The organism is Streptomyces sp. DH10 (assembly GCF_029813805.1).
In the GTDB taxonomy this organism is placed as follows: domain Bacteria; phylum Actinomycetota; class Actinomycetes; order Streptomycetales; family Streptomycetaceae; genus Streptomyces; species Streptomyces coeruleofuscus.
In genome coordinates this window covers 1-25,785 of sequence record NZ_JARVKU010000015.1, presented here as the reverse complement: position 1 = coordinate 25,785, position 25,785 = coordinate 1, and the positions used below count along the sequence as shown (strand labels likewise).

Below are 25,785 nucleotides of genomic sequence, written 5' to 3'. Positions count from 1 at the left end.
GACCCCCATGACCACTGAGGGCCGAGGACCGAGGACATCGCAAGGAGCTTCAGGTGTTCAATGACATAGGACCACTCGAGCTGGTGACGATCATCGTCCTTGCCGTGCTCGTTTTCGGTCCGGACAAGCTCCCCAAGGTCATCCAGGACGTGACGCGCACGATCCGGAAGATCCGTGAGTTCTCGGAGAGCGCCAAGCACGACATCCGGGAGGAACTGGGCCCGGAGTTCAAGGACTTCGAGTTCGAGGACCTCAACCCCAAGACGTTCATCCGCAAGCAGCTGGACAACGAGGACCTGGGGCTCAAGGAGATCCGCAACGGCTTCGACCTGAAGAAGGAGATGGCCGAGGTCACCGACGCCGTCCACGGCCGTGACTCCGACACGTCCTCCTCGTCGTCCTCCGGCTCGTCCGGCGGCCGTATCGACATGACGAAGAAGCCCGAGCTCCCTGACCGGGACGACCGGCCGCCCTTCGACGCGGACGCCACCTGAGCGACACGCCGGGGCGCACGCCCCCCGGCGCGTGACGCGTTTCATACTCCGGTCGGGCTGCACAGGGCCTGAACGAGGCGCCCGTGCGGCCCATGCGCCGGGCGGTTTCCCAGCCGCTCGCAGCGGTGTGGCTATGCTGCCGAGTTGATGGGCGGGCCGTACTGGACCAGCAACGCCGCCCGAAGGGGGGCGGGCCGTTCCGGCCCGACGAGAGCGAGGAGGCGTCCGGGCATATGGAGACGACGAGTCGGGCAGTCGCACAGGCGCCGGCCGGGGAGGGCGGACAAGAGGTCCCCTCCGCACGGCGTACGGTCGACGGCTACCTGCGCGCGCCCTTCCCGTGGTACGGCCTCGACGAGGCGTTCACGGGGCCGCGCTGGCTGATGCAGGTCGGTACGACGGCCGACGGAGCCGTGGAACACGGGTCGATCGGGCACGGCGACGAGCCCTCGGTGCGCAACGAGCATGCCGCCGGGGGTGATCAGGAGGCCAAGGAGAAGTTCGCGGTCGTGGTGACCGTGGCGGCGAGTCCCTCACGGCGCAGTGCGGACGGCACGGGGCTGCTGGAGGCGACGTCGGTGTCCTCGGCGGCGTGGCTCGCGGGTGTGGGGCTGCTGTCCTTCACCTGGCCCGGGCAGATGGACCACTCCCTGCGGGACGACTGGCTGGAACAGCAGACGGAGACGGCGTGGGTGCTGGCGGATGACCTGGACGGCTCCGACTGGTCGACGCTGTCGCTGCCGGTGGACGGGGTGCCGACGGCGTTCCACTACCGGGAGTCGGAGTTCGGGTGGGTGCTGGCCGGGTCGACTTCGGCGGGTGTCCACGTGGGCGCGTACGGCCGTGGCATGAGTGCGTACGGGCTCGGCTTCGCCGTGGTCAAGGACATCGCCGCGTACGAGTGAGTTGTGGGGCGCCGGTTGGTTTCGGCGCCCCTTCGCCGTAGGGCCTTGGCCATGTGGGCGGCCGCGGGTGCGATGTGGTTGCTCGCGCCCACGCGGCGGAGCCGCATGTCGATACAGTCCCGCGCCCCTGAAGGCGTTGCCCTCAGCGGCGCAGCGATCAGAACTTGTTCCGCGGAGTGATCCCCAGGGACAGGCCCGACAGGCCCCGCTGGCGGCCTCCCAGCTTCCCCGCGATCGACCGCAGGGCCGAGCCCGCCGGGGAGTCCGGGTCCGTCAGGACCACCGGCTTGCCCTCGTCGCCGCCCTCGCGGAGGCGGACGTCGATGGGGATGCTGCCGAGGACCGGGACGTTCGTGCCGGTCGTGCGGGTCAGGCCGTCGGCGACCGCCTGGCCGCCGCCCGTGCCGAAGACGTCGACCATCTCGCCGCAGTGCGGGCAGGGCAGGCCGGACATGTTCTCGACCACGCCGACGATCTTCTGGTGGGTCTGCACCGCGATGGAGCCGGCGCGCTCGGCGACCTCGGCAGCGGCCTGCTGCGGGGTCGTGACGACCAGGATCTCGGCGTTCGGGACCAGCTGGGCCACGGAGATCGCGATGTCGCCCGTGCCGGGCGGCAGGTCCAGCAGGAGGACGTCCAGGTCGCCCCAGTACACGTCCGCCAGGAACTGCTGGAGGGCGCGGTGGAGCATCGGGCCGCGCCAGACGACCGGGGCGTTGCCCGGCGTGAACATGCCGATGGAGATGACCTTCACGCCGTTCGCCGACGGCGGCATGATCATGTTCTCGACCTGGGTGGGCCGGCCGTCGGCGCCCAGCATGCGAGGCACGCTGTGGCCGTAGATGTCGGCGTCCACGACACCGACCTTGAGGCCGTCGGCCGCCATCGCCGCCGCCAGGTTCACCGTCACCGAGGACTTGCCCACGCCGCCCTTGCCGGAGGCGACCGCGTAGACGCGGGTCAGGCTCCCCGGCTTGGCGAAGGGGACCTCGCGCTCGGTCTGGCCGCCGCGCAGGGCGGACGCCAGCTCGCGGCGCTGCTCGTCGCTCATCACGTCGAGCGTGACGTCGACGCGGGTGACGCCCTCCACGGCGGAGACCGCCTCGGTCACGCGCTGCGTGATCGTGTCCCGCATCGGGCAGCCCGAGACCGTGAGGTACACGGTGACCGCGACCGCCCCGTCCGCGCCGATCTCCACGGATTTGACCATCCCGAGTTCGGTGATGGGCTTGTGGATCTCGGGGTCGTTCACCGTCGCCAGTGCCTCGCGCACCGCGTCTTCCGTAGCCATAGGGTCGATGGTACGGCGCCTTACCGTTGCGTAGGAAAGGCTGTCAGCGGTCGTCTGCGTCACGTCCCGGTGACCGTTCCGCCGGGAATACGACCGAGCCGTGACGGTGGCCGTTGTGCCGCTCCTCCAGTTCCTTGACCACGTCCTGGAGTTCCGAGCGGATCCAGTCGCGGGTGGCGACCTCGCCCAGGCCGATGCGCAGGGCCGCGACCTCGCGGGTCAGGTACTCGGTGTCCGCGATCGACCGCTCGTTCTGCTTGCGGTCCTGCTCCAGATTGACCCGGTCGCGGTCGTCCTGCCGGTTCTGCGCGAGCAGGATCAGCGGGGCCGCGTAAGAGGCCTGGAGCGACAGCATCAGGGTCAGGAAGATGAACGGGTACTCGTCGAAGCGCAGGTCGCGCGGGGCGAGGGTGTTCCAGGCCACCCACAGGATGATGGCGGCCGTCATCCAGACCAGGAACCGTCCGGTGCCGAGGAAGCGCGCGATGCGTTCCGAGAACCGTCCGAAGGCCTCCGGGTCGTACTCGGGCAGGATCCGGCGCCTGGGCACGCCCGGCTGGTCGAGGCGGGTGGTGCGCGGCCGGCCCGCGGCCGTGGAGCCGGACGGCGTGCGCTCGCGCAGGGTGTCGCGCTCAGGAACCATCGGTCGCGACCTCCTCCTCGTCCAGGTGGAACTCCGTCTCCCGCCAGTCCTCCGGGAGCATGTGGTCGAGGACGTCGTCCACGGTCACCGCGCCCAGCAGTGAGCCGGACTCGTCGACCACGGGCGCCGCGACCATGTCGTACGTGGCGAAGAACCCGGCGATGGCGGGCAGGTCCGCGTCGGGGTCGAGCGGTTGCAGGTCGCTGTCCAGGATCGAGCTGACCAGGGAGGGCGGTGGCTCGCGCAGCAGGCGCTGGAAGTGGACCGTGCCGAGGTACTTGCCGGTCGGCGTCTCGTCCGGTGGCCGGCAGACGTAGATCTGGGCGGCCAGGGCGGGGGAGAGGTCGGGGTTGCGCACGCGGGCGAGGGCGTCGGCGACGGTGGCGTCGGGGCGCAGCACGATCGGCTCGGTGGTCATCAGGCCGCCCGCCGTGCGGTCCTCGTACGACATCAGGCGCCGCATGTCGGCCGCGTCGCCGGGTTGCATCAGGCTCAGCAGCCGTTCCTGCTCCTCCGTCGGCAGCTCGCCCAGCAGGTCGGCCGCGTCGTCGGGGTCCATGGCCTCCAGGACGTCGGCGGCGCGCTCCTCCTTCAGCTTGCCGAGGATCTCGATCTGGTCGTCCTCCGGGAGCTCCTCCAGGACGTCGGCCAGACGGTCGTCGTCGAGGGCGGCGGCCACCTCGGCGCGGCGCTTGGGGGAGAGGTGGTGCAGGACGTTGGCCAGGTCGGCGGGGCGCAGCTGCTCGAACGTGGCGAGCAGGTTCTCGGCGCCCTGCCCCTGCTCCTCCAGCGAGAAGCCGGTGACGGCGGTCCACTCGACGGTCAGCGCCTCGCCCTTGGCGCGCCGGAAGGCGCTTTGCTTCCGGCCCTTGCGGACGAAGACCCGGTCGATCTCCCACTCCCGGCGGGCGGGCAGCTGATGCACCGACAGGTCGAGGACGGTGACCTCCTCGCCGGTCTCGGTGAGCGTGACGCGCCGGTCCAGCAACTCCCCGAAGACCAGCCGCTCGGTGGGCCGCTGCTCGAAGCGCCGGACGTTGAGCACACCGGTGGTGATGATCTGCCCGGACTGGATGGCGGTGACCCGCGTCATCGGCAGGAAGATGCGGCGACGGGTGGCGAGTTCGACGACGAGGCCGAGCAGCCGCGGCGGCCGCTGCGCCATCCGCAGCATGACGACCAGATCGCGGACACGCCCCACCTGATCGCCGGCGGGGTCGAAGACGGCGACACCGGAGAGGTGCGATACGAAGATCCGGGGGGCGCCCGCTGCCATGGCCGCGGCTCCTTTTCGTGCGGGGTGGTTCGTGGTCCCTGTCTGCGTGCCTGTCTTTGTCGCTGTGTCTTCCGAATTGCCCGCTCGGGTGGGCTTCAGGCTAGCCCGTCCCGATCGGGGGCGCGTCGGCGGGCGGTCCGGACGGACTGGCTCCGACCTGCCCGCACGTGCCCGGTACCCTGCGGTACGCCGTTCAGGTCTCCCGTCAGAGAGGCAGCCCCACCCGTGACTCCGATTCGCCAGGGCCGCAACCACAGTGCCGCACTCGCGAGCGCGATGTGCGCACTGGCCGTGACCGGAACGGTGCTCACGGGCTGCGCGGAGGATCCGAACGAGGGCACCAACGGGGTCGGCAGACTGCCCGCCGAGAAGATCCAGGCCAAGACCCGTTCGGTCGCCGAGTCCGCCGGGGCGGTCCGGGTGCACGGGAACGTGGTCAGCGGCGAGCACACCTACGCGCTCGACATGCGGCTGAAGGACGACGGCGGCGAGGGCTCGGTCACCTCCGAGGGGGCGACCTTCCGGCTGCTGCGCGTCGGCGAGCATCTCTTCCTCAAGGCCGACGCGGAGTTCTGGAGTCATGGCGCGGGCCAGAGCGGGGACGGCGAGGCGGACGCCGCCGCGGCGTCCAAGCTCGGCGGCAAGTTCGTGAAGGTGCCGCAGGGCGACCCTTCGTACCAGAAGTTCAGCGGTTTCACGGACAAGGGTGTCCTCCTCGACGGTCTGCTGACCCTGCACGGCAAGCTCGCGACGGACGGCCACGACGAGCAGGCGGGCATCCGCACCATCCGCATCTCGGGCGACAAGGGCTCCGGCGGCACCCTGGAGGTGTCCCTGGAGGGCAAGCCGTATCCGCTGCGCCTGGAGCGGGCCGGTGGGGCGGGTACCCTCACGTTCTCCGCCTGGGGGCAGGACTTCTCCCTGAGGGAGCCGGAGAAGAACGAGACGGTGGACTACGGCAGGCAGCTGCCGGCGTCGTAGGCCGTCACTTGCGTTTGCGCTTCTTCAGCAGCAGGCGGGGCAGACCCGCCGGAATCGGCCGGCGGGTGATCGCCGGGGTCGGCAGCGGCGGCTCGGACAGGGAATCGTCGGGCAGCGGCGCCGTCGTCCCGGTCGGCTCCAGACGCAGCACCCGGCACTCGCGGGCCCAGCGGCCGGTCATGGCCTCGCCGTCGGGCGCGTTCAGCCGCTTGCCCTTGAGCTCGGCGACCGCCGCGTCCCACGCCTCGGAGCCCGGTGCGAGCTGGGTGACCCGGGCCGTCCAGGAGACCAGCCGGCCCCCCTTGTCCTTGCTGCGGACCGTCACCCGGGCCTCGGACCCGTCGGGCAGGCCCGGCAGCGGCTGCTCCCCGGGCCCGTCGCCGACCAGGCAGGCGGCACCCTCGTGCCACACGTGCCACAGGGCGCGCGCCGGGCCGTCGGGGCCCTGGACCCAGACGAGGCCGGACTTCTTCGTGGCCTCCTCGACGAGGGCCTGGCCGAGCAGCTCGCTTGTCATGGCCCCCAGCCTATCCACGCTGTTCACAGCCAGCCGTTCCGCTTCAGCGTGCGGTGGATGCCCAGGCAGATGACCACCGTGATGCCCATGATCACCGGGTAGCCGTACCGCCAGTGCAGCTCCGGCATGTGGTCGAAGTTCATGCCGTACACCCCGCACACCATCGTCGGCACGGCGATGATCGCGGCCCATGAGGTGATCTTGCGCATGTCCTCGTTCTGCGCCACGGACGCCTGCGCGAGGTTGGCCTGGAGGATGGAGTTGAGCAGCTCGTCGAAGCCGAGCACCTGCTCCTGCACGCGGGCCAGGTGGTCGGCGACATCGCGGAAGTACTTCTGGATGTCCGGGTCGATCAGCCGCATGGGCCGCTCGCTCAGCAGCTGCATGGGCCGCAGCAGCGGCGACACGGCCCGCTTGAACTCCAGCACCTCACGCTTGAGTTGGTAGATCCGTCCGGCGTCCGAGCCGCGCGGCGAGCCCTTGCGCCCCGGGGAGAACACCTCCGTCTCGACCTCGTCGATGTCGTCCTGCACGGCGTCGGCGACCGCGATGTAACCGTCGACGACGTGGTCGGCGATGGCGTGCAGCACGGCCGAGGGACCCTTGGACAGCAGCTCGGGGTCGTCCTGGAGCCGGTGCCGCAGGGCCCGCAGGGAGCCCTGACCGCCGTGCCGGACGGTGATGAAGAAGTCCCGTCCGGTGAAGCACATGACCTCGCCGGTCTCGACGACCTCGCTGTTGGCGTCGAACTGGTCGTGCTCCACGTAGTGGATGGTCTTGAACACCGTGAAGAGGGAGTCGTCGTAGCGCTCCAGCTTGGGCCGCTGGTGGGCCTGGACGGCGTCCTCCACGGCCAGCGGGTGCAGCCCGAACTCACCGGCGATGCCGGAGAATTCGGCCTCGGTCGGCTCGTGCAGGCCGATCCACACGAAGCCGCCGTCGCGGCGCGCCAGGCGCACCGCCTCGTGCGGGGTCAGCGGGGTCTCGGTCTCGATGCGGCGGCCGTCCCGGTAGACGGCGCAGTCGACGACGGCGGAGGACGTCGCGGGGCTGCGGGTGGCGTCGTACGTCGCACCGTCCTTGCGCAGTGACACACGGGACGGACGGACGACGGCGCGCAGGTCGCGGATCATCGACATGGCGGGCTCCTTCGCGACAGGCAACGAAAGGCGCAGCACCCGACAGGTGGAACTACCCGGAATGAGGACGTTGGGACCGAGATGTTTGGCACGTCCACAAAGCGGGGAGCACCGCACCGTCGCGGTGGCGAGTCTCGTTACTGATTCAGCTTCTGAGGCAGATCAGGCAAAGCGAAACGAAGCGCTCTTCCGCGGTGAGGCGAGTGCGAGAGGTGGCGACCAGCCAGAGCCAGAACAGCTACGTCAGCGGCGGGAAGAGCGTGGTGCTACTGCACGGTCGACTTCGGTCCATTGCAGTCCCACCTCCTCCGGCCGGTCCCTCGTAAGGGAGTTCCTTCGGCGTCGGGGCTTGATCGCGACGCTTCTGCGTGCTGCCCCGAACCACCGGGCAAGAGTATCAGTCGCCCGACGTGTCAAGGCGCTTGTTTGCCCGCTACTGACGAGTTCTATGCTCGCCGCATGGCACTTGTTCTTCCTCTGGTCGAAGCCCGTTTGCGCACCGCGCTGGGCGAACCGGACGCGCGCGCCGCGGTCACCTTCCTGGGCACGGACCGTATCGAGGTGCTCCGCTTCCAGGAGGAGGACATCGTCCGCTACGCCACGCTCGGCATGTCCGAGCACCCCATGACGGACCCGACGTCGGTGGTCGCCGACCCGGTCAAGGGTCCGCGCGCCGAGCTGGTCCTGTCGGTGCGAGCCGGGCTGGCCGACACCGGCAAGGTGCTCCGTCCGCTCGCCGTGCTCGCCGCGTCTCCGCAGGTGGAGGGGCTGGTCGTGGCTCCGGGAGCCTCCCTCGACGTCGGGGAACCGCTGTGGCCCGGCGCTCCCTTCACCTCGGTCCTGGTCGCCGAGCCGGGCGGCCTGGTCGAGGACCTGGAGCTCGACGAGCCCCTCGACCCCGTGCGGTTCCTGCCGCTGCTGCCGATGACCCCGAACGAGGCCGCCTGGAAGCGCGTGCACGGCGCGCAGGCGCTCCAGGAGCGGTGGCTGAACCAGGGGACGGACCTCCGGGATCCGTCCCGGAAGTCCGTCCCGCTGGAGTGAGGAAGCTCACCAAACCTTGGCTGCAAAGCGTCAGTTGGCGAAGACGGCCACACCGTCCTCGGTCGCGTGCTTCGGCTCCAGCTCCTCGGCTTCGTGCGTGAGCGCCTTCCGCCGTACGACGACCACGAGTGCGCCCGCGACCGCGGTGACCGCCGCCACGACGAACGGGATGTGGATGTCGGTCCACTCCTCGATCTTCGGCGCGAAGTACGGGGCGGCCGCCGCGGCGAACCAGCGCACGAAGTTGTAGCCCGCGCTCGCCACCGGCCGGGGCGCGTCCGAGACGCCGAGGGCCAGCTCGGTGTAGACGGTGTTGTTCACGCCGATGAAGGCGCCGGACAGGATCGTGCAGACCACGGCGGTCGTGTGATCGCCGTAGCCGAGCACGAGGACGTCGGCCGCGAGCAGCACCAGCGAACCGCCGAGCACCTTCAGCGAGCCGAACCGCTTCTGGAGCCGGGGCGCCACGATCACCGAGAAGACGGCGAGCAGCACGCCCCAGGCGAAGAACACCGCCCCCGACCGGTACGGGCTCATGTTCAGCACGAACGGCGTGAAGGCCAGCACGGTGAAGAACGTGTAGTTGTAGAAGAACGCCGAGACCGCCGCCGAGGCGAGGCCGCCGTGGCCCAGTGCCCTGACCGGGTCCAGGAGCGAGGTCTTGCGGGCCGGCTTGGGCTGTTCCTTCAGGAACACCGTGATGCACAGGAAGCCGACCGCCATCAGGAACGCCGTTCCGAAGAACGGGTAGCGCCAGCTGGCGTCCCCGAGCAGGGCGCCCAGCAGCGGACCGCACGCCATGCCGAGGCCGAGGGCCGACTCGTACAGCAGGATCGCCGCCGCGCTGCCGCCGGCCGCCGCGCCGACGATGACCGCGAGGGCCGTCGAGACGAACAGCGCGTTGCCGAGACCCCAGCCGGCCCGGAAGCCCACCAGTTCGCCGACGGATCCGGAGGTGCCCGCGAGCCCGGCGAACACCACGACGAACGCGAGGCCGAGCAGCAGTGTCTTCCGGCCGCCGATCCGGCTGGAGACGAAGCCGGTCACCAGCATCGCGACGGCGGTGATGAGGAAGTACGAGGTGAAGAGCAGGGAGACCTGGCTCGTCGTGGCGTGCAGGCCCTGGGCGATGGACGGCAGGATCGGGTCGACGAGTCCGATGCCCATGAAGGCGACGACCGACGCCCCGGCGGTCGCCCACACGGACTTGGGCTGCTTCAGGAGGCCGCCCGCTCCGGCGTCGAAGGGGTCCATTGCGTGCTCCCTTTCCCGGACGGAAGTAGTTGGTGTATACACACACTAAGTTAGAGAGGCTAATTAATGCAAACTACAGCTAATGTGGGAGTGAAGGGTTCCGTCCGGTTGGGTGATCGTCCTTGACGCGGCGGGGCCGGGGTAGGACCGTGGGGCCCTATGAGGGGCGAACCCAGTTGCCCGAAGTGCGGTGGCCGGGTCAGGGCTCCCGGCCTCTTCTCCGACTCGTGGCAGTGCGATGTGCACGGCACCGTCCATCCGGTGCAGCCCGTGATACCGCCCAGCGTCGACGCCCTCAACGTCGTGGTGCACCGCACCCACGTGCCGGTGTGGATGCCCTGGCCGCTGCCGGTCGGCTGGCTGTTCACGGGCGTGGCCTGCGCGGGGGACGACCGCACGGGCGGCCGCGCCACGGCCGTGGCCTGCACGGGGCCCGGCCCGCTCGGCGGGATGGGCGAGCTGATCCTGGTGGCGGAGGAGCTCGGCGTCGGACTCGGTGCGCGGTACGCGGGCATGGACGGTCCGGATCCGGGGCCGTACATCGACGTCGGGAAGCCGGCCCAGGCGAAGGTGCTGGCCGCGGGGCGTCCCACGCCGTTGTGGCATGTGTCCGGGGCGCCGGACGACCGGGCGGTGTTCGCGGGGGAGGCGCTCGGGATGTGGCTGTGGGCGGTCGTCTGGCCGGAGCAGTCCGGGTTGCTGATGTACGACGAGCTGGTGCTGGCGGATCTGCGGGAGGCCGGTGCCGAGGTGGAGTTGGTGCCCTGCGGGGCGCTGTCGCCGCGGTTGCTTCAGCCGTAGGGCTGTGTAGGGGGCGCTTGCTGGGTTCGGGTGTGACAGGGGTCGGCGAAAGTCCGGTTATCCTTGAGCAGCCCTGTTCGTCCCGTTCGTGTCTGGAGTCCGCGTCGTGCGTATCGATCTGCACACCCACTCCACCGCTTCCGACGGTACGGACGCTCCCGCCGATCTGGTGCGGAAGGCCGCCGCGGTCGGGCTGGACGTCGTCGCGCTGACCGATCACGACACCACCCGTGGCCACGCCGAGGCGATCGCCGCGCTGCCCGAGGGGCTCACGCTGGTCACCGGAGCCGAGCTGTCCTGCCGGCTCGACGGCATCAGCATGCACATGCTGGCGTACCTCTTCGACGCCGAGGAGCCGGCGCTGCTCGCCGAGCGCGAGCTGGTCCGGGACGACCGGGTGCCCCGGGCGCGGGGCATGGTCGCCAGGCTTCAGGAGCTGGGCGTGCCCGTGACCTGGGACCAGGTGGCGCGGATCGCCGGCGACGGGTCCGTCGGGCGTCCGCACGTGGCGACCGCGCTCGTCGAGCTGGGTGTCGTGCCCACCGTCAACGACGCCTTCACCCAGGACTGGCTGGCCGACGGCGGCCGGGCCTTCGTGGAGAAGCACGAGACCGACCCGTTCGAGGCGATCCGGCTGATCAAGGGCGCGGGCGGGGTCGCGGTGTTCGCGCACCCCGGGGCGAGCAAGCGGGGGCGTACGGTGCCGGAGGCCGCGATCGCCGAGATGGCCGCGGCCGGGCTCGACGGCGTCGAGGTCGACCACATGGACCACGACGCGGACACGCGTGCGCGGCTGCGGGGGCTGGCGAAGGAGCTGGAGCTCCTGGTGACCGGGTCCAGCGACTATCACGGCAGCCGGAAGACGTGTGTGCTCGGGGAGTACACGACGGATCCCGAGGTGTACGGGGAGATCACGCGGCGGGCCTTCGGGGCGTTTCCCGTGCCGGGGGCCGGCGGGGTCTGAGGTTTCCGTCCTGTAGGTCCGTTGTCAGGCACCCGGCGCTGTCGGCTGTGCCCACCCGTTCCTCCCCCAAGTGCCTCAAGGGCCTGTGGGGACCCCCAGAGGAACGCCTGCCCAGAGCGGCAGTACCGTCCGCCGCGTTCTTTCACCCACCTCGCAAGGCCATCGCTGTCATGTTCGACCTCGCCGTCTTCGGCTCCCTGTTCCTGACCCTCTTCGTCATCATGGATCCCCCCGGGATCACCCCGATCTTCCTCGCGCTCACCGCCGGACGGCCCGGCAAGGTGCAGAAGCGGATGGCCTTCCAGGCCGTCTGTGTCGCCGGTGGTGTGATCACCGTGTTCGGGCTGCTCGGGCATCAGATCCTGAACTACCTGCACGTGTCCGTGCCCGCGCTGATGATCGCGGGCGGGCTGCTGCTTCTGCTGATCGCGCTCGATCTGCTGACCGGCAAGACGGACGAGCCCAAGCAGACCAAGGACGTCAACGTCGCCCTCGTGCCGCTGGGCATGCCGCTGCTGGCCGGGCCGGGGGCGATCGTGTCGGTCATCCTCGCCGTGCAGAAGGCCCACACGGTCGCCACGCAGATCTCCGTGTGGACGGCGATCCTCGCCATCCACGTCGTGCTGTGGCTGGTGATGCGCTACTCGCTGGTGATCATCCGGATCATCAAGGACGGCGGTGTGGTCCTGGTGACGCGGCTCGCGGGCATGATGCTGTCCGCGATCGCCGTGCAGCAGATCATCAACGGGGTCACGCAGGTGATCCAGGGCAGCTGAGAGGCCGCCGCGTCACGCGGTGCGGGTGAGTACCGTGCCGATCTCCCTGGCCGGTCCCGCGTGGGCGAGGTACTCCTCGATCTTGTGCGCGCGGTCCCGGCCGTTCTGGACGGCCAGCTGCGTGAGCTTGCCCCACCGCTCGTCCTCCAGGGGGCAGCCGACGGCGACCGCGTCGGTGGGGCACCAGACGTTGACCCAGTCGCGCACCTTGGGCGGCCGGTGCGGGCCGCGGGCGAGGAGCCGCTCGTTGACGCCGTCCAGGCCGAGCGGGCTGCCCGCGGTGACCAGCAGTACGGGGTCGAGGCCGTCCGGGAGCCGGGTCAGCAGGTCCATGCCGACGACCGTGCCCAGGCTGTGCGTGACCAGGACAACTTCACCCGTGGCGGGCATCGTCTCCAGGACGCTGTCCAGCACGGCCTGCCGCACCGAGCTGTCACCGAGGTACAGGTCGACGTCCCGCAGGAACGTGGCGATGGTCCACTCGTCCAGGTCGGATCTGGCGGCGAGCCAGCTCAGCGGCCGGTGCAGTGCGCCGACCAGCCCCGCTCCGAAGCCCTCCGTGGCCGCCGGACCGTTCTGGGGCATGCCGGCCCGGGCGGCCGCCTCGTACAGCAGCTGCTCGTAGGAGCCGGTGGGCGATTCGGCGGCGAAGACCTCGGCGGCAGCGGCGGCGCTCACCTCGTCGAGTCCGACGGCCTGGGCCGTGCTCTCCCGGCCGCTCACGAGGCCGGCCAGTCTCGTGCCGTAGAACGGGAACCACACGTCCTCCGGGTCGACCGTGGGCAGTGCCGCGAGCGTGAGGCCCTGGTTCAGGCCGGACGTCCAGCTCCGCCGGAGGTCCTCGGGCTCCTTGCCCTGCTGGTCCCTGCCGTGCAGGAACACCAGGTGCTGACGGCCGCCGAAGGCGGTGCCGCGGGCCGGGCGTCCCTTCTTGGGGCCCCGCGCCCGGGCATCGCTCTCGGTCATGGTCACCGTCACCGGGACGCCGGGGACCGACGGGGTCGTGACGCCGGGTACGGCCGGCGTGATTCTCTCCGGCTGAGGCGCGGGGACGGCCGTGCTCTGGTCCAGGCCGGAGTCCGGGCCCATCTCGGCCAGCAGCGCGCGGCGCCCGGGGCCGAGGTCCAGCCGGGCCAGATGCTTCAGGATCGAGCTGATGCGGACGCCCTCGTTGGCGACCCAGTCGATCGCGTCGTCGCCGTCGCCCTGGCGCCAGGGCTGGCCGTCCTTCCGCAGGACGCGGCCCTGGTCGTCCTTCTTCGGCACGCCGCTGTGGTGGAGGGCCACGACCTCCCACTGGTCGTTGAAGACGGGGGAGCCGGAGTTTCCGGGGCGCGTGTCGGCCAGGTAGTGGACGAAGTCGTCCAGTCGTACCAGCACCGAGTTGTCGCGCAGAACGATCTCCTTGAGGCGCCCGTCCGGGTGACCGATGATGTTCACCTTCTCGCCCAGCACCACCTTGCCGAGCTGCACGCTGAGCCGGTTCCAGCCGAAGATCTCGCCCGGCGGACGGCCGTCCAGGGCGGGCGTGACCGCCACCAGGGCGAAGTCCAGCCGCCTGTCCGCGGCGAAGAAGCTCCCCGGGTCGAGCTCCATGCGGACGGCGGTGTCGGGGACGTTGTCGACCGTCACCTGGGCGTTGAACTCCGCGAAGCACTGGCGGGCGAAGCCCTCGTCGGGCAGCACGTGGTGGTTGGTCATCATCAGCCGCGGCGAGACCAGGAAGCCGGTGCCGTGCGGAAGCTCACGGCCGTCGCGGCGCAGGGTGATCCGGGCGACCGTGGCTCCGGCCCTGACCCCGCGCGGCAGGAAGCTCCAGGCCTGGAGCTCGTTCGACAGGTTGATGATGCGTTCGTTGGTGTGGGGCAGGTCCAGGGCCTCGCCGTGGATGTCGGCCACCACCGCCGAGGGCGAGAGACCGCCCCGGTCGAGGATCCGTTCGGCGCGCACGGCGAGCGCGTCCGGGTTGTCCGGGAACCGCACACCGGCCGCCAGCCGGCCTTCGACCCGCTCGCGCTCCGCGGAAGAGTCCTCGTACCGCTGCGCGGCCTCGGCCACGGCCTGCTCGTGCAGTTCCTCGTTCAACCGGCCCGTCACGGACATGTGGTCCACCGCCTCGCTCTCGCTGTCGCCGTTCCCCTCAGCCAGTACGCGCCCCACCAGGGAGGTCCGCAACAGCAAAGCCCCCGCACGGCCTATGCCGTGCGGGGGCTCGAAGTGTGGGAGAGCGGCGCGCGTTACGAGGCCGTGGTCCCGGCCGGGCGGATCCAGAGGCGCTGCCCTGTGGCGGCGGCCTGCTGAACGATGCGGTTGACGGAGGCGGCGTCCACGACGGTCGTGTCCACGGGCGTGCCGTCGACGTCGTCGAGGTGCATGATTTCGAAGCGCAAGGGCTTCTCCCTTCGTCTGGTCATCCTCCTGAGGAGAACTACTTGGTGGTCGGCCCACGAGGCAGCGGTGCCCGGTGTTCCATATGAGTCAACAGGACTGCACCGTTGAAACATTCCCTACGCTAAGGAAATTTTTCGAACTGCTAATTACTGAGTCGTAAGACTGTCGTTACGGGACCGATCGGGACCAGTTGTGTTCGCAGCGTGACGGCCAGGACAATGAAGGCGATGAACGACGACCTCGCGGCCCTGAGCGCCCGCATCGACCGCACCAACGAGCTGCTCCAGCGCATGCTCGCCGAGGTGGCGAAGACGCCCTCGACCCATGCGATCTTCGTCGATGCCGGGTACCTCTACGCGGCCGCGGGACGGCTCGTCGCCGGCACGGAGGACCGCCGGGCGTTCGACCTGGACGCCGAGGGCCTGATCGACGCGCTCATCGACACGGCCCGCACGATCTTCGCGGACAGCAGGCTGCTGCGGGTCTACTGGTACGACGGCGCCCGCCGCCGCATCCACACGGCCGAGCAGCAGAGCATCGCGGAGCTGCCGGACGTGAAGGTGCGGCTGGGCAACCTGAACTCCAACAACCAGCAGAAGGGCGTCGACTCACTCATCCGCAGCGACCTGGAGTCCCTCGCCCGGCACCGCGCCATCAGCGACGCGGCCCTGCTCGGCGGCGACGAGGACCTGGTGTCGGCGGTGGAGGCGGCCCAGGGGTACGGCGCCCGCGTCCACCTCTGGGGCATCGAGGCGCCGGAGGGGCGCAACCAGGCGGAGCCCCTCCTGTGGGAGGTCGACAGCCAGCGCACCTTCGACCTCGACTTCTTCAAGCCCTACGTCTCCCGCCGCGCTGCCCCCGCCTACGAGACGACCGCGGGCCGGCCCACCCGTGAGGACGTGCGGTTCGTCGGCGCCCAGATCGCGGCGAAGTGGCTGGCGGCCCGCGGCCGGGACACGCTGGTCGAGCTGCTGCCCGGCCACCCCTACCTGCCCGGCTCGGTGGACCAGGACCTGCTCGTGGAGGCGGAGGGCCTGTTGCAGTACTCGCTGCGCGGACAGGCGGACCTGCGGCGTGCGCTGCGGGACGGCTTCTGGGACCACCTCCAGACGCAGTACTAGGCCGTCTCCAGACGCAGCATTAGGCCATCTCCAGACGCAGTTACTAGGCCGTGTGGGTTCCGGCCGAGTGGGTTGCGTCCCAGAAGTCGGCGAGGGCCTGGGCGGTCGGCAGGGGCTGATCGGCGCCCGGGGAGTGCTCGGCTCCCGCGACGACCGTGCGGTGCGCGTCCAGCCGTACGGCCATGTCGTCGAGGATCGCCACCGGCCAGGTGTCGTCGTGCGCCCCCGACAGGACGTGGAACGGCAGCGGCACGGCGGCGAGTTCGGCGACGCGGTCCGGCTCGGTGCACAACTGGCGGCCGGTCGCGAGGAGTTGGGCGGGACTGTGGCCCAGCCAGCGGCGGCGCAACTGCTCCGGGTCGCCGGGACCGCGGGCGGGCCCGCCGACCTCCTCCGGCGGCCCCATGGCCTGGATGGCCTCCCACACCTCCTCCATCGACAGCACGGCGAGCGCGTCGCGCAGCAGCTTCACGCGCTGCTGCTGGGAGACGGAGATCTGCGCCGGGCCGGACGACATCAGGGTGAGGGAGAGGAAGGGGGAGTGGTCGAGCAGCACGGCCGCACGAGCGATCTGTCCGCCGAGCGAGTGCCCGACGAGGTGTACGGGCACGCCGAGCGCCTCTGCCTGCGCGAGCACGTCCCGGGCCAGTTCCCGCTGGGCGTAGGCGGATTCGTCGTCCAGGGGCCCGTCCGACTCGTGCTGCCCCCGCCCGTCCACCGCGACGACCCGGTATCCCCGCTCCGCGAGCGGCTCGTGGAGCAGGCGGAAGTCCTCCTTGCTCCCGGTGAATCCGGGCAGCATCAGGACGACCCCCCTGGCTCCCGCCTCCGCCGTCGGCGGCGAGTCGACGACGGCGAACTCCCCGCGGGCCGTGGGCAGGAGGTAGGCGCGGGCGCCCGGGGGCGGGGTGAAGGTGGCTTGCCTGGTCACGGGGTGAGGGTAGCGGGTGGGGGCGGGGCGACGGGCGACAAGGACGAGGGGCGGGACGCGCTCGGGAATGCCGATGGCCCGGCCCCACCACGCGGGTGGGGCCGGGCCAACGGGGAGAGTGTCAGCCCTCCGTGGGCTCCGCGCCGGCCGTGGCCTTGCGGGCGCGGCGGGCCCTCGGCTTCGCCTCGGCCGCGTCGTCCGCGACCTCGGCGGAGGCTGCGGCCGTCGCGGTCTTCCGCGTGCGACGCGGCTTGGCGGCCTCCGGCTCCTGCCCGGCCTGAGCCGGGATGTCGGCGGGCTCGGTGACCTTGCGGGTGCGGCGGCGCGGCTTGGCCTCCGTGCCTTCGGCGGTGTCGGCCGCGGCCTCGGCGGCTGCGGCGGTCTTCCGCGTGCGGCGGGGCTTGGCCTCGGCGGTCTCGGCCTCCGCGGTCGCGGCGGCCGTCTTCCGCGTACGGCGCGGCTTCGCCTCGGCCGCCTCGGCCGTGTCGACGCTCGCCTCGGCCTTGGCCGTCGCCTTGCGGGCACGCCGCGGCTTGGCCTCGGCGGCCTCCGGCTCCTGAGCCGTCTGGGCCGGGATCCCGGCGGCGACGGACTCGGCGGGCTCGGCGGCGTCGACGGCCTTGCGGGTGCGGCGGCGCGGCTTGGCCTCCGTGCCTTCGGCGGTGTCGGCCGCGGCTTCGGCGGCTGCGGCGGTCTTCCGCGTGCGGCGGGGCTTGGCCTCGGTGGTGTCGGCCGTGTCGACGGCGTCCTCCGCCACGGCTGCGGCCGTCTTGCGCGTGCGGCGCGGCTTGGCCTCCGTGCCTTCGGCGGTGTCGGCTGCGGCTTCGGCGGCTGCGGTGGTCTTCCGCGTGCGGCGGGGCTTGGGCTCGGTGGCCTGCGCCTCGCCGGCGGCGTCCTCCGCCGCTGCCGCTGCCTTGCGCGTACGCCGGGGCTTGGCCGCGGCGGCCTCGGCCGTGTCGACGGCGTCCTCCGCTGCGGCGGTCGCCTTGCGCGTGCGGCGCGGCTTGGTCTCAGCGGCCTCGTCCGGAGCGGCAGGGGTCGCGGAGTCGGCAGCCGTCCTGCGGGTGCGCCGCGGCTTCGTCTCCGTCGGCTCAGGCGCGGACTCGGTGGTCCCCTCGGCCGTGTCGAGCGCCGACTCGGCCGCGGTGGCAGCCGTGGTCCTGCGGGTGCGGCGGCGCGGCCTGGACGCGGGAGCCTCGGGCTGGTCGGCCACCGGGGCGGCCACGACCGGCGCGGCTTCCGCCTCCGCCGGGGCGTCCGCGGCGGCCGACGGCGTCACCGCGGCCTCGGCCTCCACCGCCGGCGTCTCCGACCTGCGCGTACGGCGCCGCCGCGACGTCCCCGCCTCGGTGCTCGTGCCCTCCGCCGTCGCTACGGCGCTCTCCGCCGGCTCGGACGCGGGGGACTCGACAGCCGTGACCGGCGCCGACTCGGCAGAGGCACCGCCGCGGGTGCGGCGACGGCGACGCGGGGTGCGCGGAGCCGAGACGGCCTCCGCCTCGGAGGAGCCGCCCGTGGCCGTGGTGTCGGCAGTGGCGGTGCCGGTGGACTCCGGCGCTCCGTCCAGCGGCGTCCCGCCCCGCATGCGGCGGCGGCGCCGAGGCGTACGTTCCGAACGCTCGCGGTCGGCCGACGGGGACTCGTCCCGGCCGCCACGACCGCGGCCGCCGCGCCCGCGCGGCCCCCGGCCGCCCGTCTCGCCCAGGTCCTCCAGCTCCTCCGCGGCCAGCCCGGCACGCTTGCGCTCCGAGCGCGGCAGGACGCCCTTCGTGCCCTGGGGGATGCCGAGGTCGGCGTAGAGGTGCGGGGACGTGGAGTACGTCTCCGGCGGGTCGTTGAAGCCCAGGTCCAGCGCCTTGTTGATGAGCTGCCAGCGCGGGATGTCGTCCCAGTCGACGAGCGTGATCGCGATGCCCTTGGCGCCCGCGCGGCCGGTACGGCCGATGCGGTGCAGGTACGTCTTCTCGTCTTCCGGCGACTGGTAGTTGATGACGTGCGTCACGCCCTCGACGTCGATGCCGCGGGCGGCGACGTCGGTGCAGACGAGGACGTCCACCTTGCCGTTGCGGAAGGCCCGCAGGGCCTGCTCGCGGGCGCCCTGGCCGAGGTCGCCGTGGACCGCGCCGGACGCGAAGCCGCGCTGCTGGAGCTGGTCGGCGAGGTCCGCCGCGGTGCGCTTCGTACGGCAGAAGACCATGACCAGTCCCCGGTGGTCGGCCTGCAGTATGCGCGCGACCATCTCCGGCTTGTCCATGTTGTGCGCGCGGTAGACGTACTGCTTGGTGTTCGCGACCGTCTTGCCCGCGTCGTCCGGCGACGTGGCGCTGATGTGCGTGGGCTGCGACATGTAGCGGCGGGCCAGTCCGATGACCGCGCCCGGCATGGTCGCCGAGAACAGCATCGTCTGGCGCCGGACCGGCAGCATGTTGATGATCTTCTCGACGTCGGGCAGGAAGCCCAGGTCGAGCATCTCGTCGGCCTCGTCGAGGACCAGGCACCTGACGTGCTTCAGGTTCAGCTTCTTCTGCCCGGCGAGGTCGAGCAGCCGGCCCGGGGTGCCGACGACCACGTCGACGCCCTTCTTCAGGGCGTCGACCTGGGGCTCGTAGGCCCGGCCGCCGTAGATCGCGAGGACGCGCACGTTGCGCACCTTGCCCGCGGTCAGCAGGTCGTTGGTGACCTGCGTGCACAGCTCGCGCGTGGGGACGACGACGAGCGCCTGCGGGGCATCGGTGAGGTCCTCGGGCTGGGCGCGTCCGGCCTCGACGTCGGCGGGGACGGTGACGCGCTCGAGGAGCGGGAGGCCGAAGCCCAGCGTCTTGCCGGTGCCGGTCTTGGCCTGACCGATGACGTCCGAGCCCGAAAGGGCCACGGGAAGCGTCATCTCCTGGATGGGGAAGGCGGTGGTGATGCCGACGGCCTCCAGGGCCTCGGCCGTCTCGGGAAGGATCCCGAGCTCTCGGAACGTCGTAGTCAGGGTGCTGCCTCTTCTGTGTGGGCGGCGCGAGGCGAGCGCGGGGTCTTGTCGGACCGTGCCGGGGACGTCGGCTGCCTACGGGCGGCCGTAGAGCACGGGACCGCGCCGACGCTCTAGCGCTCATGCCGCTGAGGGTGTCCCCTCCGGGTCTCGTACGCACAGTGCCGTACGACCGGAGAGGGCTGTCGGGTCGGAGCCGATCGGGCCACCGACCGGGCATCCTCATACGTGCGGCCTGTCGAGGTACGTCGACGTACCAGCAGGCGCATTACCACCATACCCCGGAATCCCGCACATGTGATGGCCGATTTGGTCACGTAGTCGTCGTCACACTGATTGACCAGGGCCTTACGCCTCCCGACGGGCGGGCTATTGTGCGCTTCATGACGAGCTCTGACAAGCCTGAGAACGCCTCGGACACCACCGCCACCCCGGCCGGACACACCGGAGTCGCCGCCCGGGACTGGGCGACGGCCTCCGCCGACCCGCAGTACCGCGCCGCGGTCGTGGACCTGCTCGGCGCGCTCGCGTACGGGGAGCTGGCGGCGTTCGAACGTCTCGCGGAGGACGCCAAACTGGCGCCGACGCTGGAGGACAAGGCGGAGCTGGCGAAGATGGCGTCGGCCGAGTTCCACCACTTCGAGAGGCTGCGCGACCGGCTCGCCGAGATCGGGGAGGAGCCGACGCGGGCGATGGAGCCGTTCGTCGCGGCCTACGACGGCTTCCACAAGCAGACGGCCCCCTCGGACTGGCTGGAGGGCCTCGTCAAGGCCTACGTCGGCGACTCCATCGCCAGCGACTTCTACCGGGAGGTCGCCGCCCGGCTCGACTCCGACTCCCGCGGTCTGGTGCTGGCCGTGCTCGACGACACCGGGCACGGCGGCTTCGCCGTGGAGAAGGTGCGTGCCGCGATCGACGCGGACCCGCGGGTGGGCGGGCGGCTCGCGCTGTGGGCGCGGCGGCTGATGGGCGAGGCCCTGTCGCAGTCCCAGCGGGTGGTCGCCGAGCGGGACGCGCTGTCGACCATGCTGGTGGGCGGTGTCGCGGACGGCTTCGACCTCGCCGAGGTCGGCAAGATGTTCTCCCGGATCACCGAGGCGCACACCAAGCGGATGGCTGCGCTCGGTCTGGCCGCGTAGCGCTCTTGCGCAGCGGCGGCGGGCGCCGAGGGGTTCCGGCCGTGTCGCGGCTGCGGTCCGTTGCCGGCGGGGCGCGCAGGTCACCGCGCCCGGTCGGCCGCGGTTACGCCGTCGCTGATCGTCGGCGCAGGCGCCCCGCGGGGCGCAGCAGCAGCGACAGCGACGCCACCGAGACGACCACCGCGCCGAGCAGCACCAGCAGCCAGTGCCCGGCGTCCAGCGCGCTGTGCATGACGAAGGCCCCGAAGAGGGCGCCGGCCACGCCGGTCGACAGCACCAGGGGCCGGGACGGGAGGCGGTGTGCCAGGCGATGCGTGGCCGCCCATGCCAGGGCCAGGCCCAGGATCGCGGAACTCAGCGCTTCCAGGAGCATGTCGGGGTCCCTCCCACATGGCCTGCCCGAATCGGTCGTACCCCGTCATACCCCTGACCTGCGGAATCCAATCCACCTCTGGGGGCGAACCGTGCTCCATCCGTGGCGGAACCCGTGTGCCGCACGGGGTGCCGCGGAGAAGAGGGAACGCGAACGGGGCGGGTCGGCCGACAGCCGCCCCGCCCCGTTCCGCACATGCGCCTACAGAGCGCCGAAGCCCACCTTGCGCGGGGCCGGCTCACCGAGCTCGACGTACGCGAGACGGTCGGCCGGGACCAGGACCTTGCGGCCGTGCTCGTCCACGAGGGTCAGCAGCGCCGACTTCCCGGCCAGCGCCTCGGACACCGCCCGCTCGACCTCCTCGGCACTCTGACCGCTCTCCAGAACGATCTCGCGGGGCGCGTGCTGCACGCCGATCTTGACCTCCACGGCTATGTCCCTCCGACGGTCAGTGATGTGCGCGACCTTCCGCGCCGTACGCAGCACACATTAGCCCGGTGAGAGGACCGGCATGCTCCGCCCGAGAACGCCACGAGCGAACAGCGGGCGGGAACAAGGCGGCCGTCAGTGGTGCTGCTGGTCGGTTCCGTGCAGCGGGAAGCCCGCGATGCCGCGCCACGCGAGCGAGGCGAGCAGCTGTACGGCCTGGTCGCGCGGCACGCTGCGGTCGCTGTGCAGCCAGGACCGGGCCACCACCTGGGCGAGGCCGCCCAGCCCCGAGGCGAGCAGCATCGACTCCGCGCGCGACAGGCCCGTGTCCTCGGCGATGACGTCGCAGATCGCCTCCGCACACTCGTTCGTGACCTTGTCGACGCGCTCGCGCACGGCGGGCTCGTTGGTCAGGTCCGACTCGAAGACCAGGCGGAAGGCGCCGCCGTCGTCCTCGACGTACGCGAAGTAGGCGTCCATCGTCGCCCGGACGCGCTGCTTGTTGTCGGTGGTCGACGCCAGCGCGTTCCGTACGGCCTGGATGAGCGACTCGCAGTGCTGGTCCAGCAGCGCGAGGTAGAGGTCGAGCTTGCCCGGGAAGTGCTGGTAGAGCACCGGCTTGCTGACTCCGGCGCGCTCCGCGATGTCGTCCATCGCGGCCGCGTGGTAGCCCTGGGCCACGAAGACCTCCTGGGCGGCACCCAGGAGCTGGTTCCGTCGGGCACGGCGCGGCAGGCGAGTGCCCCGCGGGCGAACCGCCTCTGTCTGCTCGATGGCTGTCACGCCGCCTCCCATGTTCGTCCATGTGCGGATCTGGCCGCGTCGCCATCGTACTTTTCGGTAACCGTGGTGTGCGCGGTGAGAACGCAGAATTTCACGGACCGGACGGTTACGAAAGCGGTTGAGAAGGTTTCAAACAGGGTCAGAGCGGGCAAAATGCGGCTCCTTTCCTGCTCGGTGATGCTCCCTGTCGCCACCCGGCGGCGTGCGTCACCGGTAGTCGTCCTCGTCGAGGGAGACGATCCGGGCCTGCTCCACCAGGTCGGCCTCATTGGCACGGTCGGGGTCGACGCGGGGCAGCGGGTCGTCGCGGTTCGGTGCGACGTCCGTGTGCTGCTCGACGGCGTCCACCTCGGGGGCCTCGACGTCGTACTCGGGCGCCTCCGGCGCCTCCTCGGCCTCGAACGTCTCCGGGTCTGTGGGATCTACGGCCATGCTGGGCTCCCTTCCTACGAACGTCCCTGGGAATGCAGGGGCCACACGCGGGTGCCCTCTCTACGAGCCTAGGAGACACCCGATCCGGACGCTATGCGATCCGCGTCCGGGACGTGACGCAGTGCGCATCCCGTCGAGTGCTTCTCATGTGCCCTGCTTTTCCCCCGTGCCACCCCGTGCTCGGATGTCTTTCCGCTCTCCCGCGCCTTCCCCGTGTCCGCCTCATGCGCCCGCCCCGCATGGCCGATTCCTGTGATGGCGAACACATGAGCCACTACGTGATCGTCTCGTAACATTGCCGCATGTCTTCGACCGAGCTGCCCTTCGTGCCGCCCGCCAATGTGCTGCCGAAGGTGGGGACCGTCAGGGTTGCCGAGGGTGAGCGGCTGAGGTCGGTCGAGCTGCCCGGGATCACGCTGACGGTGCGGTCGAGGCCTCCCGCGCGCAAGGGGCCGGCTCCCGCGCTGTACGTGCACGGACTCGGGGGTTCCTCGCAGAACTGGTCGGCGCTGATGCAGCTGTTGGACGACGTCGTCGACAGCGAGGCCCTCGATCTGCCGGGCTTCGGCGACTCCCCGCCGCCGGACGACGGCGACTACTCGGTCACGGGGCACGCGCGTGCCGTCATCCGGTACCTCGACGCCACCGGTCGCGGGCCCGTGCACCTGTTCGGGAACTCGCTCGGTGGCGCCATCACCACCCGTGTCGCCGCGGTACGGCCCGATCTGGTCCGTACGCTCACGCTCGTGTCGCCCGCTCTGCCCGAGATCCGAGTGCAGCGCACCGCCGTGCCCACAGCGCTGCTGGCGGTGCCCGGTGTCGCGCCGCTCTTCACCCGGCTGACCCGGGACTGGACGGCGGAGCAGCGCGTCCGTGGGGTGATGGCGCTGTGCTACGGGGATCCGGGGCGGGTGACGCCGGAAGGATTCAGCAATGCCGTGCACGAGATGGAGCGGCGGCTGCGGCTACCGTACTTCTGGGACGCGATGGCGCGTTCCGCGCGCGGGATCGTCAACGCGTACACGCTGGGTGGCCAGCAGGGACTGTGGCGCCAGGCCGAACGGGTTCTCGCGCCGACCCTCCTCGTCTACGGTGGCCGTGACCAACTGGTCGGCTTCCGGATGGCCCAGAGGGCGGCCCGGGCGTACCGCGACTCGCGGCTGGTGACATTGCCGGACGCGGGGCACGTGGCCATGATGGAGTACCCGGAGACGGTGGCCATGGCATTTCGTGAACTCCTCGAAGACGCGGGGGAGTCGGGCGAACGGCGAGCGAGGAAGGCTCGCGCGGACGAGGTTGTCGACGAAGCAGAAACCGACGAGAGCATGGGGGGCTGAGGCGCGACGTGGGACGCCACAGCCGCCGTGGGCCGGTCGCCAAGGGTGACACCGCGGACACAACCGCAGTACGGAACGGTCGGGCCGGGTCGGGACAGCAACCGGAGCAGGGTCAGGCGCCGGGCACGAGCCGGGAAGGCCGGACGGCCCCGCCCCGCGGCGCCTCGCCGGGCGGCTGGCCGCCGCCGGGTGCGGGCCCTCACCGGACGCCGGGGCCTCGGCCCGCGCCGATGGACGGGACGCCCGCGCACGGGATGCCGCGTCTTCCGGACGGCTGGCTGCCGGACGGCACGCCCGTGCACGGGGCTCCGCGCCTGCCCGACGGCACCCCGGCGCGGGGGCTGCCCCGCTTTCCCGACGGCACGCCGGCGCGCGCTGTTCCGCGCCTGCCCGACGGGACTCCCGCGCAGGGTGTTCCGCGGCTTGCCGACGGGACTCCCGCGCACGGCGTTCCGCGGCTTTTGGACGGTACCCCCGCGCGCGGCGTGCCCCGGGTTCCCGACGGGACTCCGGCGCACGGCACTCCCGCGCACGGCTTTCCGCAAGCGCGTGGAGGCCATCCCGAGCAGCGGGAATCCGGAGGTGGCTGGGGCGATTTGAGGGCCGTTGGCGGTGCTCCCATACCGCGGCAGCGGCGGGCTTCCGTGCCCGCCCCGCGGCAGGAGTACATCAAGGCCTTCGACGAGGAGGACGACGTCTTCGCACCCCGTACGCCCGCCTCCGCACACGCGGCGGACGCCTACGCCTCCGTCACGGACTGGAACGCGGGCGCCCCGGCCGGCATCCGCTCCGACGACGATGACGACGCGGCGCCCACCGGCGCACCCGCGCCGGTCAAGGGCGCCAAGGGCCGTACGTTCACCGGCATCGCGGCTGCCGCCGTGACCACCGTGCTGGCCGTGATCGTCGCCGGTCAGGTCACCGACGACCCCGGTGGCGCCGATGTGCAGTCGCAGTCCGCCACCGATCAGGCCCGCGACCTCCGGGACCCCTCGTCCCGCGCGGACGGGCCGGCGCCCGCACCGCACGCCGGCGCGAAGCCGCTGACGTACGACGAGAAGATGGGCAAGACCTATCCGCTCGGCGCCACGTTCAAGGGCTCGGGCAAGTTCGACGCCGTGCCCGGAATCGCCACAGGGCCGGGTACGGGGCAGAAATTCACCTATCGCGTGGACGTGGAGCAGGGACTCGGGCTCGACGCCGAGCTGTTCGCCGAGGCCGTGCAGAAGACGCTCAACGACCAGCGCAGCTGGGCCCACAACGGCGCACGCACCTTCGAGCGGATCTACTCCGGCAAGCCAGACTTCGTGATCACGCTCGCCAGCCCCGGCACGACCGCCGAATGGTGCGCCAAGTCCGGTCTGGACACCACCGTGGACAACGTCTCCTGCGACTCGGCCGCCACCGAGCGCGTGATGATCAACGCCTACCGGTGGGCGCAGGGCTCGGAGACGTACGGCGACAAGATCCACGCCTACCGGCAGATGCTGATCAACCACGAGGTCGGTCACCGGCTCGGCTACGGCCACGTCACCTGCGACAAGGACGGCGGCCTCGCCCCGGTCATGCAGCAGCAGACCAAGTTCCTCGACCACGACGGCATCCGCTGCCGGGCCAATCCCTGGGCGTATCCCGGAAACTGACGGCGTCACAGGAGCGACGCGTAACGCGTCTAGTCGGCCGCAGCATGACGATCCGTGTCCGGCTGATCTCCTAGCGCGACGGAACGCGATCCGCACGGGAAAGTTACGACCGTTCACCCCTTTTGGTGGCGCGACGGACAACCG

The 25,785-nt window shown here is 71.4% G+C and carries 25 protein-coding genes; 11 read left to right on the top strand and 14 right to left on the bottom strand.

From position 1 onward, the window contains the following. The first annotated feature begins 53 nt into the window (after nucleotides 1–53). A complete protein-coding gene (locus tag QC385_RS27695; RefSeq protein WP_086847243.1) occupies nucleotides 54–494 on the top strand; it encodes a sec-independent translocase in 441 nt (146 codons plus the stop codon). 233 nt (nucleotides 495–727) lie between these two features. Next, nucleotides 728–1,399: a hypothetical protein gene (locus QC385_RS27690; RefSeq protein WP_279544102.1), complete on the top strand. Its 672-nt coding sequence runs from the start codon at nucleotides 728–730 to the stop codon at nucleotides 1,397–1,399. A 157-nt stretch (nucleotides 1,400–1,556) separates the two neighbouring features. On the opposite strand, the gene QC385_RS27685 is transcribed toward QC385_RS27690, so the two are convergent. From QC385_RS27685 to QC385_RS27675, 3 genes are read right to left on the bottom strand one after another with little or no spacing between them, the layout of a single operon-like run. Next, nucleotides 1,557–2,690, bottom strand: a complete 1,134-nt coding sequence (locus QC385_RS27685) for an Mrp/NBP35 family ATP-binding protein (RefSeq protein ID WP_279544101.1) — start codon at nucleotides 2,688–2,690, stop codon at nucleotides 1,557–1,559. 43 nt (nucleotides 2,691–2,733) lie between these two features. Next, nucleotides 2,734–3,333, bottom strand: a complete 600-nt coding sequence (locus tag QC385_RS27680; RefSeq protein ID WP_279544100.1) for a DUF1003 domain-containing protein — start codon at nucleotides 3,331–3,333, stop codon at nucleotides 2,734–2,736. Then, on the bottom strand, nucleotides 3,323–4,609 hold the full coding sequence (locus tag QC385_RS27675) for a magnesium transporter MgtE N-terminal domain-containing protein (RefSeq protein ID WP_279544099.1): 1,287 nt from the start codon (nucleotides 4,607–4,609) through the stop codon (nucleotides 3,323–3,325). Before QC385_RS27675 ends, QC385_RS27680 begins: the two co-directional genes overlap by 11 nt. A 225-nt stretch (nucleotides 4,610–4,834) precedes the next feature. On the opposite strand from QC385_RS27675, the gene QC385_RS27670 reads away from it, so the two are divergent. Then, entirely contained in the window at nucleotides 4,835–5,590 is a 756-nt protein-coding gene (locus tag QC385_RS27670; protein WP_279544098.1) for a hypothetical protein, read from the top strand. A gap of 4 nt (nucleotides 5,591–5,594) precedes the next feature. Here QC385_RS27670 and QC385_RS27665 read toward each other — a convergent pair whose 3' ends face one another. Both QC385_RS27665 and QC385_RS27660 read right to left on the bottom strand, forming a co-directional pair. Then, the gene (locus QC385_RS27665; protein WP_279544097.1) at nucleotides 5,595–6,107 is read right to left on the bottom strand and encodes a hypothetical protein; all 513 of its coding nucleotides are present in this window, start codon (nucleotides 6,105–6,107) and stop codon (nucleotides 5,595–5,597) included. A gap of 23 nt (nucleotides 6,108–6,130) precedes the next feature. Continuing rightward, on the bottom strand, nucleotides 6,131–7,246 hold the full coding sequence (locus QC385_RS27660; protein ID WP_184987802.1) for a magnesium and cobalt transport protein CorA: 1,116 nt from the start codon (nucleotides 7,244–7,246) through the stop codon (nucleotides 6,131–6,133). Between the two features lie 459 nt (nucleotides 7,247–7,705). Here QC385_RS27660 and QC385_RS27655 point away from each other — a divergent pair, with 459 nt between their 5' ends. Continuing rightward, nucleotides 7,706–8,290: a suppressor of fused domain protein gene (locus tag QC385_RS27655; RefSeq protein ID WP_279544096.1), complete on the top strand. Its 585-nt coding sequence runs from the start codon at nucleotides 7,706–7,708 to the stop codon at nucleotides 8,288–8,290. A gap of 30 nt (nucleotides 8,291–8,320) precedes the next feature. On the opposite strand, the gene QC385_RS27650 is transcribed toward QC385_RS27655, so the two are convergent. After that, nucleotides 8,321–9,544 carry an MFS transporter gene (locus QC385_RS27650; RefSeq protein WP_279544095.1) on the bottom strand — a complete coding sequence of 408 codons (1,224 nt, stop codon included), beginning with the start codon at nucleotides 9,542–9,544 and terminating at the stop codon, nucleotides 8,321–8,323. Between the two features lie 159 nt (nucleotides 9,545–9,703). Between QC385_RS27650 and QC385_RS27645 the strand changes: the two genes are divergently transcribed. The 3 genes from QC385_RS27645 (at nucleotide 9,704) to QC385_RS27635 (ending at nucleotide 12,085) form a co-directional block, all read left to right on the top strand. Beyond that, a complete protein-coding gene (locus QC385_RS27645; protein WP_086847261.1) occupies nucleotides 9,704–10,345 on the top strand; it encodes a DUF6758 family protein in 642 nt (213 codons plus the stop codon). 106 nt (nucleotides 10,346–10,451) lie between these two features. After that, nucleotides 10,452–11,309, top strand: coding sequence for a PHP domain-containing protein (locus QC385_RS27640; RefSeq protein ID WP_279544094.1), 858 nt, complete (start codon nucleotides 10,452–10,454; stop codon nucleotides 11,307–11,309). 170 nt (nucleotides 11,310–11,479) lie between these two features. Then, complete coding sequence (locus tag QC385_RS27635; protein WP_279544093.1) at nucleotides 11,480–12,085, top strand: MarC family protein; 606 nt, start codon at nucleotides 11,480–11,482, stop codon at nucleotides 12,083–12,085. Nucleotides 12,086–12,097: 12 nt separating this feature from the next. Here QC385_RS27635 and QC385_RS27630 read toward each other — a convergent pair whose 3' ends face one another. Both QC385_RS27630 and QC385_RS27625 read right to left on the bottom strand, forming a co-directional pair. Further along, nucleotides 12,098–14,245 (bottom strand): trypsin-like serine peptidase, encoded by a 2,148-nt coding sequence (locus tag QC385_RS27630; RefSeq protein WP_279544092.1) that lies wholly within the window; start codon nucleotides 14,243–14,245, stop codon nucleotides 12,098–12,100. Nucleotides 14,246–14,322: 77 nt separating this feature from the next. Continuing rightward, entirely contained in the window at nucleotides 14,323–14,499 is a 177-nt protein-coding gene (locus QC385_RS27625) for a hypothetical protein (protein ID WP_167337993.1), read from the bottom strand. Nucleotides 14,500–14,703: 204 nt separating this feature from the next. Here QC385_RS27625 and QC385_RS27620 point away from each other — a divergent pair, with 204 nt between their 5' ends. Beyond that, on the top strand, nucleotides 14,704–15,597 hold the full coding sequence (locus tag QC385_RS27620; RefSeq protein ID WP_279544091.1) for an NYN domain-containing protein: 894 nt from the start codon (nucleotides 14,704–14,706) through the stop codon (nucleotides 15,595–15,597). Between the two features lie 43 nt (nucleotides 15,598–15,640). Here the strand turns inward: QC385_RS27620 and QC385_RS27615 are convergent, their stop codons facing one another. Then, nucleotides 15,641–16,528, bottom strand: coding sequence for an alpha/beta fold hydrolase (locus tag QC385_RS27615; protein ID WP_279544090.1), 888 nt, complete (start codon nucleotides 16,526–16,528; stop codon nucleotides 15,641–15,643). A 121-nt stretch (nucleotides 16,529–16,649) separates the two neighbouring features. Further along, nucleotides 16,650–19,412: a DEAD/DEAH box helicase gene (locus QC385_RS27610; protein ID WP_279544089.1), complete on the bottom strand. Its 2,763-nt coding sequence runs from the start codon at nucleotides 19,410–19,412 to the stop codon at nucleotides 16,650–16,652. Between the two features lie 476 nt (nucleotides 19,413–19,888). Here QC385_RS27610 and QC385_RS27605 point away from each other — a divergent pair, with 476 nt between their 5' ends. Then, on the top strand, nucleotides 19,889–20,644 hold the full coding sequence (locus tag QC385_RS27605) for a ferritin-like fold-containing protein (protein WP_279544088.1): 756 nt from the start codon (nucleotides 19,889–19,891) through the stop codon (nucleotides 20,642–20,644). A 103-nt stretch (nucleotides 20,645–20,747) separates the two neighbouring features. On the opposite strand, the gene QC385_RS27600 is transcribed toward QC385_RS27605, so the two are convergent. The 4 genes from QC385_RS27600 to QC385_RS27585 form a co-directional block, all read right to left on the bottom strand. Further along, the gene (locus tag QC385_RS27600) at nucleotides 20,748–21,017 is read right to left on the bottom strand and encodes a hypothetical protein (RefSeq protein WP_279544087.1); all 270 of its coding nucleotides are present in this window, start codon (nucleotides 21,015–21,017) and stop codon (nucleotides 20,748–20,750) included. A 201-nt stretch (nucleotides 21,018–21,218) separates the two neighbouring features. Beyond that, entirely contained in the window at nucleotides 21,219–21,446 is a 228-nt protein-coding gene (locus QC385_RS27595; protein WP_086604288.1) for a DUF3107 domain-containing protein, read from the bottom strand. Nucleotides 21,447–21,581: 135 nt separating this feature from the next. After that, a complete protein-coding gene (locus QC385_RS27590) occupies nucleotides 21,582–22,229 on the bottom strand; it encodes a TetR/AcrR family transcriptional regulator (protein ID WP_020269805.1) in 648 nt (215 codons plus the stop codon). Nucleotides 22,230–22,436: 207 nt separating this feature from the next. Beyond that, nucleotides 22,437–22,661, bottom strand: a complete 225-nt coding sequence (locus tag QC385_RS27585) for a hypothetical protein (protein WP_279544086.1) — start codon at nucleotides 22,659–22,661, stop codon at nucleotides 22,437–22,439. Between the two features lie 302 nt (nucleotides 22,662–22,963). Here QC385_RS27585 and QC385_RS27580 point away from each other — a divergent pair, with 302 nt between their 5' ends. Then, a complete protein-coding gene (locus tag QC385_RS27580) occupies nucleotides 22,964–23,998 on the top strand; it encodes an alpha/beta fold hydrolase (protein WP_279544085.1) in 1,035 nt (344 codons plus the stop codon). An 8-nt stretch (nucleotides 23,999–24,006) separates the two neighbouring features. After that, nucleotides 24,007–25,641, top strand: coding sequence for a DUF3152 domain-containing protein (locus tag QC385_RS27575; protein WP_279544084.1), 1,635 nt, complete (start codon nucleotides 24,007–24,009; stop codon nucleotides 25,639–25,641). Nucleotides 25,642–25,785 lie beyond the last annotated feature (144 nt).

Bases quoted from the DNA above. Each gene is read 5' to 3' on its own strand.
- QC385_RS27620 (WP_279544091.1), top strand. From the start codon at position 14,704: ATGAACGACGACCTCGCGGCCCTGAGCGCCCGCATCGACCGCACCAAC.
- QC385_RS27635 (WP_279544093.1), top strand. From the start codon at position 11,480: ATGTTCGACCTCGCCGTCTTCGGCTCCCTGTTCCTGACCCTCTTCGTC.
- QC385_RS27690 (WP_279544102.1), top strand. From the start codon at position 728: ATGGAGACGACGAGTCGGGCAGTCGCACAGGCGCCGGCCGGGGAGGGC.
- QC385_RS27580 (WP_279544085.1), top strand. From the start codon at position 22,964: ATGTCTTCGACCGAGCTGCCCTTCGTGCCGCCCGCCAATGTGCTGCCG.
- QC385_RS27645 (WP_086847261.1), top strand. From the start codon at position 9,704: ATGAGGGGCGAACCCAGTTGCCCGAAGTGCGGTGGCCGGGTCAGGGCT.
- QC385_RS27600 (WP_279544087.1), bottom strand. From the start codon at position 21,017: ATGCTCCTGGAAGCGCTGAGTTCCGCGATCCTGGGCCTGGCCCTGGCA.
- QC385_RS27660 (WP_184987802.1), bottom strand. From the start codon at position 7,246: ATGTCGATGATCCGCGACCTGCGCGCCGTCGTCCGTCCGTCCCGTGTG.
- QC385_RS27625 (WP_167337993.1), bottom strand. From the start codon at position 14,499: ATGACCAGACGAAGGGAGAAGCCCTTGCGCTTCGAAATCATGCACCTC.
- QC385_RS27605 (WP_279544088.1), top strand. From the start codon at position 19,889: ATGACGAGCTCTGACAAGCCTGAGAACGCCTCGGACACCACCGCCACC.
- QC385_RS27675 (WP_279544099.1), bottom strand. From the start codon at position 4,609: ATGGCAGCGGGCGCCCCCCGGATCTTCGTATCGCACCTCTCCGGTGTC.
- QC385_RS27610 (WP_279544089.1), bottom strand. From the start codon at position 19,412: ATGACGCTTCCCGTGGCCCTTTCGGGCTCGGACGTCATCGGTCAGGCC.
- QC385_RS27685 (WP_279544101.1), bottom strand. From the start codon at position 2,690: ATGGCTACGGAAGACGCGGTGCGCGAGGCACTGGCGACGGTGAACGAC.
- QC385_RS27680 (WP_279544100.1), bottom strand. From the start codon at position 3,333: ATGGTTCCTGAGCGCGACACCCTGCGCGAGCGCACGCCGTCCGGCTCC.
- QC385_RS27665 (WP_279544097.1), bottom strand. From the start codon at position 6,107: ATGACAAGCGAGCTGCTCGGCCAGGCCCTCGTCGAGGAGGCCACGAAG.
- QC385_RS27585 (WP_279544086.1), bottom strand. From the start codon at position 22,661: ATGGCCGTAGATCCCACAGACCCGGAGACGTTCGAGGCCGAGGAGGCG.
- QC385_RS27655 (WP_279544096.1), top strand. From the start codon at position 7,706: ATGGCACTTGTTCTTCCTCTGGTCGAAGCCCGTTTGCGCACCGCGCTG.
- QC385_RS27650 (WP_279544095.1), bottom strand. From the start codon at position 9,544: ATGGACCCCTTCGACGCCGGAGCGGGCGGCCTCCTGAAGCAGCCCAAG.